General features: G+C 73.6%; 4 protein-coding genes. 1 reads left to right on the plus strand and 3 read right to left on the minus strand.

The window, feature by feature from the left end; all coding sequences use genetic code 11:
• The first annotated feature begins 158 nt into the window (after positions 1–158).
• Complete coding sequence (locus RIN80_RS20745) at positions 159–914, plus strand: polysaccharide deacetylase family protein (RefSeq protein ID WP_309097130.1); 756 nt, start codon at positions 159–161, stop codon at positions 912–914.
• A 14-nt stretch (positions 915–928) separates the two neighbouring features.
• On the opposite strand, the gene RIN80_RS20750 is transcribed toward RIN80_RS20745, so the two are convergent.
• Genes RIN80_RS20750 through RIN80_RS20760 form a run of 3 tightly spaced genes read right to left on the minus strand, consistent with a single transcriptional unit; the run spans position 929 to position 4,325 of the window.
• Positions 929–2,077: a glycosyl hydrolase gene (locus tag RIN80_RS20750; protein WP_309097126.1), complete on the minus strand. Its 1,149-nt coding sequence runs from the start codon at positions 2,075–2,077 to the stop codon at positions 929–931.
• Positions 2,074–2,514, minus strand: coding sequence for a hypothetical protein (locus RIN80_RS20755; RefSeq protein ID WP_309097127.1), 441 nt, complete (start codon positions 2,512–2,514; stop codon positions 2,074–2,076). Before RIN80_RS20755 ends, RIN80_RS20750 begins: the two co-directional genes overlap by 4 nt.
• Positions 2,511–4,325, minus strand: a complete 1,815-nt coding sequence (locus RIN80_RS20760) for a glycosyltransferase (protein ID WP_309097128.1) — start codon at positions 4,323–4,325, stop codon at positions 2,511–2,513. Before RIN80_RS20760 ends, RIN80_RS20755 begins: the two co-directional genes overlap by 4 nt.
• Positions 4,326–4,912 lie beyond the last annotated feature (587 nt).

Below are 4,912 nucleotides of genomic sequence, written 5' to 3' on the forward strand. Positions count from 1 at the left end.
CCCAGCACCTCCCGCTCACCCGGGGTGAGCCCCGCGCGGAGGCGGCGGCCGGTGAGACCGGCTCCACTGCGGGCGCGGCCGGTGAGACCGGCTCCACGGCGGGCGCGGCCGGTGAGGCCGGCTCCACGGTCATTCCCGTCTTCCTGTACCACTCCGTGATGGACGACCCGCCGGGCTGGATCGCCGAGTTCACGGTCACGCCCGCGCAGTTCGCCGCGCATCTGGACGCCGTGGTGCGCAGTGGGCGTACGCCCGTCACGATCAGCGCGGTCGCCGATCACCTGGCCGGGCGGGCGCCCCTGCCGCCCCGGCCCGTGCTGCTCACCTTCGACGACGGGTTCGCCGATCTGCCCGGCCCCACCGCCGAGGCGCTGGCCGAGCGGGCGCTGCCCGCCACCGCCTATCTCACCACCGGCGCCATCGTCCCGGGCGGACGCAGTCTGCTGCCGCCCGCCCCGATGATGACCCTGGCGGGCGTGACGGAGCTGGAACGTTCCGGCATGGAGATCGGCAGTCACACGGTGACGCACGCGCAGCTCGACACGCTGTCCGCGAAGGACCTGGCCTTCGAACTGCGCACCTCCAAGGCCGTCCTGGAGGACGCCCTCGGGCACGAGGTCCGGCATCTCGCCTACCCGCACGGCTACAACAGCCCGCGCGTGCGCGCCATGTCGGTCCGGGCCGGCTACGAGACGGCGACCGCCGTCCGTCACGCCCTCAGCTCCGGCCACGACGAGCGGTACCGCATCGCCCGGCTCATCGTCCGCCGCGGCCACACCGTCGCCGACGTCGAGGGCTGGCTGGCCGGGGCGGGTGCGCGGGTCGCGCCGTACCGCGACGGACCGAAGACGATCGCCTGGCGGTGGTACCGGCGGGCCCGCGCGCGGGTGCGCGGGCCCGAGTTCGCCGGCTGACGCGGTCGCCCCTGCTACTTCAGCGGCTGGTTGAGATACGGATCGGCGACCGCCTCGCGCAGGCTGTCCCAGGCCGCGTCGTTGGCCAGGGCGAGATCGCAGTGCGGCCCGGGGTCGCGGTAGTTCCACTGGAGGGCCGCCTTCACGCCCTCCAGGCCCTTCAGCACTCCGGGCACCTGCGCGTACCACTCGGCCTGCCGCTGCGGGCGGGCCGAGTCCGCCGCCGTGCCGAACTCGGAGAGCATCAGCGGCTTGTCGTCGGAGATGTTCTTCCGGATCCACTCGTGCGTGGCGTCCTGCGTCTGCGCGAAGGTGAGCCAGCCGGTGTTGTGGCAGCGGTAGTAGTTGTACTGGTTGTAGCCGATCCAGTCGACGTACTCGTCGCCGGGATACATCTGCCTGATCACGTCGCCGTGGTCGAGGTACCCGGTGGTGATCCACGTCCACACCACGTTGTCGACGCCCAGCTCGCGGAACCGGTCGTGGATGTGCCGGTAGGCCCGCACGAACTCGGCGGGCGTGCCGTTGGCCGGGGTGCGGGTGTCCATCTCCAGGTCGAAGGAGAGGAACACCTTCCTGCCGTAGTCCTTGATGCGCCGGGCCTGGACGTCGATGACCTTCTCGTCCAGCTCGCCGGCCGCGATCTGCTTCCAGGTCGGCTGCTGCCTCTTCGTACCGCCCCACCACTTGCTCTCCCAGGAGAGCAGCAGCAGGTGGTCCTCGCCGACGCGCTGTTCCTCCGGCGTAAGCAGCTGGCCCTCGCGGCGGGTGCCCTCGGGCAGCGACATGTCGTGGTACGTGTACACGATGTCGAGCGGGCGGCCGACGCGCTCCTCGTAGGCGCGCACCTTCTCCGGCAGATCGTCCCGCTCGTGCGGCACGAACGCGCCGAACCAGGCGCCGCAGGGCGGTTCCAGGAGTTCCGTGGGGCGGCAGTCCGCCCCGGCACCGGCTGCTCCCTGGTCCTGCGGCCCGGCGGCGTCCCGCAGGGCGAGGACGGCGACCAGGACCGCGCTCACGACCGTCGCCGACCCGATCAGCAGACGGCGCCGGCTCGACGCCAGCGGGCCGGCGGTCCGCCGCTCCTCCTGCGGTGGCCTGCGGCGCTGCCCGGTCGGGTGGTGCCCGCGGCGGAAGGGACGGTGGGGACGGTTGAACCTCACTGAGCGGAACCCTTCGGTGTCCTCGGCGTCGTCCGCGCCGGCGGGGAGGCGCGCAGCGGCGGACAGAACGCGGCGAGTGTGGTCAGCAGCGTCAGCGTCAGCAGCACCCGCTGCGCGCTGAAGGTGTGCGTGGCGATCAGCACGGTCGCCACGAGCATCACGGCGACGATGCTCAGCAACAGCGTCAGCATCCACCGTTCCAGCAGGTCGGAGTGGCGGGCGAAGTCGGGGTCCCGGCGCTCGACGGGCCCTTGCGCGGGGCGCGCCGCGAACGCGGGGGCGCAGACCCTGACCAGGGCCGCGCCCGGGCCCGCCGCCAGGAAGAGCACGACCGCGGCGCCCCGCAGCGGCGATCCGCCGGGCAGGGCGAGCGCGGCGAGCGCCAGCCACCCGCCGAACGGCGGCAGCATCCGGACCACGAGTTCCTGCGGTGTCATCGCTCCGCTCCCCCCGCCCGCCTCAGTTCGTAGAGCCATCCGGCGCCGTTCTCCGCGACGAGCCGGAACCGCGGCGAGGCGGCCACCGAGTCCCGTACGCGGTCCAGCTGCGCCCTGGTGAGCTGCCCGTTCATCTCGGAGTTGGCCAGCTGTCCCCGGGTGAGCAGGAAGTAGGCCCGGGCCGGCCGCTCCACCCCGGCCATGTCGGCGGCGAGGGTGGCGGCCGGGTCCCGCACGATCCGGTCGACATGGCTGCGGGCGTCGTCCAGGAACCAGTAGTGGCCGACGCTCCCGTAGGAGTCGTAGGCGAGCGGGTAGTTGCGGTTGGCGGCCACGACGAGCGAGCCGTCGGGCGCCTGGTCGAACAGCTGCCGTACGAGGGCGACTTCCTGCGGCGGGAAGTAGTTGATCCGGTCCTTGCCGGAGTAGGCCGGCACGAACGCCAGCGTGCCGCCGAGCAGCGCGGCCAGCGGCACCCAGGTGCCGGCCCGCGGGCGGCCGACGGGGGCGGGGGCGGGCCGCCGGCCGTCCGCCACCCCCACGGCGGCGTCGGCGGCGAGCGTGCGGACCTGGGGCAGGATCGCCGCGGCGGCGAAGAAGGCGGCCCCCGGCAGCATGAACAGCAGCACCCGGAAGATCATCTCGCTGCCGTAGCTGCTCGCCGCGAACATCGGCAGCGGGGCCGCCGCGATCAGCAGCAGCGGCCGGGCCCGGTGGCGCAGCACCCGCTCGCGCAGCACCCCGGCGGCCGCGAGCAGCAGGACCGAGCCGGACAGCAGCCGGGCCGCCCAGGAGGTCGCGATGGCTCCGGTGCCGGTCGGGGTGGCGCCGTAGCCGGTCTCGACGTTGGCGCCGACGTCGCCCACGGAGCGGATCATGTCGGGCATCGCGGCGGACAGGAAAGGCAGCGCGGCCGTCAGGCACCAGGCCAGGAAGATCACCACGGTCGTGACCGCGGGCATCCAGTCGCGGTAGCGGCGGCTCAGGCACAGGGCGACCAGGCAGACGACCAGCATGCCCGGGGTGAGCTGGTGGGAGATGACGATCGCCGTGATCAGGAGCGTGAGCACCACCGTCCACACCGCCTGCCGGGGCCGCCCACGCCGTCCGGCGGACCGGCCGAAGCGGCGCAGGACGACGGCGAGGACCCCGACGTGCAGCGCGTAGGCCACCGACTGGGGCGAGAAGTAGTCCTGCCCGACCCAGTTGGCGACGTAGAACAGCCACACCGCGGTCCAGATCAGCCGTCGGTCCTCGGTGAAGGTGCGGTAGATCAGCAGCAGCGGGAGCAGCAGCATCAGGCTGGAGGCCAGGGGCCACCAGGCCATGAACATCGCCGACGACTCCACCCCCAGCAGCCGCACCAGGGCGGCCTGGGCGGCGAAGAAGCCCGGCCACTGGTCGTACACCGCCATGTCGCCGACCTGGTCGGCCGTCTGCAGACCGCCGGCCGTCAGCAGGTGGTCGATGACCGCGTCGTGCTTCCACGCCCAGGCGTAGAGCGGGGTCGGGTAGAGCACGGCCTGGGTGGCCCGCTCCATGACCAGCAGTCCGAGGACGTACGCCGCCGCCCAGCCGCCCGGGCGGCGAGGATCGCGGACCGTGAACCAGAAACCGGCCGTGAGCACCACCAGTCCGGCCCAGAACGCCGGGTGCAGCGCGGTGACCAGGCCGTAGTCGTCGAGCCGTGAGACGTCCGTGTGCCGGACGGCGTACGCCCACAGCGCGAGCGCGGCGAGCAGCGGAAGGCCGGGCCAGGCGAGCGCGCTGCGGCCCGGCCGGACCGGGCTCAGGTCGGCCAGGTCCGTCACGGGCTGGTGTGCCGCGCTCGACGACTCCGAGAGCGACGGACTGGAGGACTGGCTGGCGGTCTCGGGGATGCTGCCGGGGGTGCCGGGGGTGCCGGGGGTGTTCGCGCCGTCCCGTGCCGGTGTGGGTTCTGGCGTGGATCTCTCCTTTGGCGTTACTGGCGGACGCACGGTGGTTCCCCCCTGGCGGTTCGGCTCTTCGCGGCCCTGTGCGGCCGGTCGGCTCTCGGTCTGGTCAGTCGCTGGGCCGTCGGTCTGCTGTGTGCTCGGCTCGGTGCTGGGATGTGGGCTCGGTGGTGTGCCCGGCCCTGGGTTGGGATGTGTGCTCGGCGGGACGGTCGGCCCTGGGCTGGGATGTGTGCTCGGCGGGACGGTCGGCCGTGGGATCGGCCGGACGGGCGGCTGGGTGCTCGGCCGGACGGGTGGCGGTTCGGTCGGCTGTGCGGGCGGCGGTGGCGCGGGTCAGGCGGGCCGGGCCCCATGCCGACGCGGCACGGCGGCCCAGCGGCAGGAGCAGGACGAGTACGGCGAGGACGGCTAGGACGGCGAGCAGGGGCGGCGCGACGGCTGCGAGCGTCTCGCGCCACACC

This window comes from Streptomyces sp. (assembly GCF_031181705.1).
In the GTDB taxonomy this organism is placed as follows: domain Bacteria; phylum Actinomycetota; class Actinomycetes; order Streptomycetales; family Streptomycetaceae; genus Streptomyces.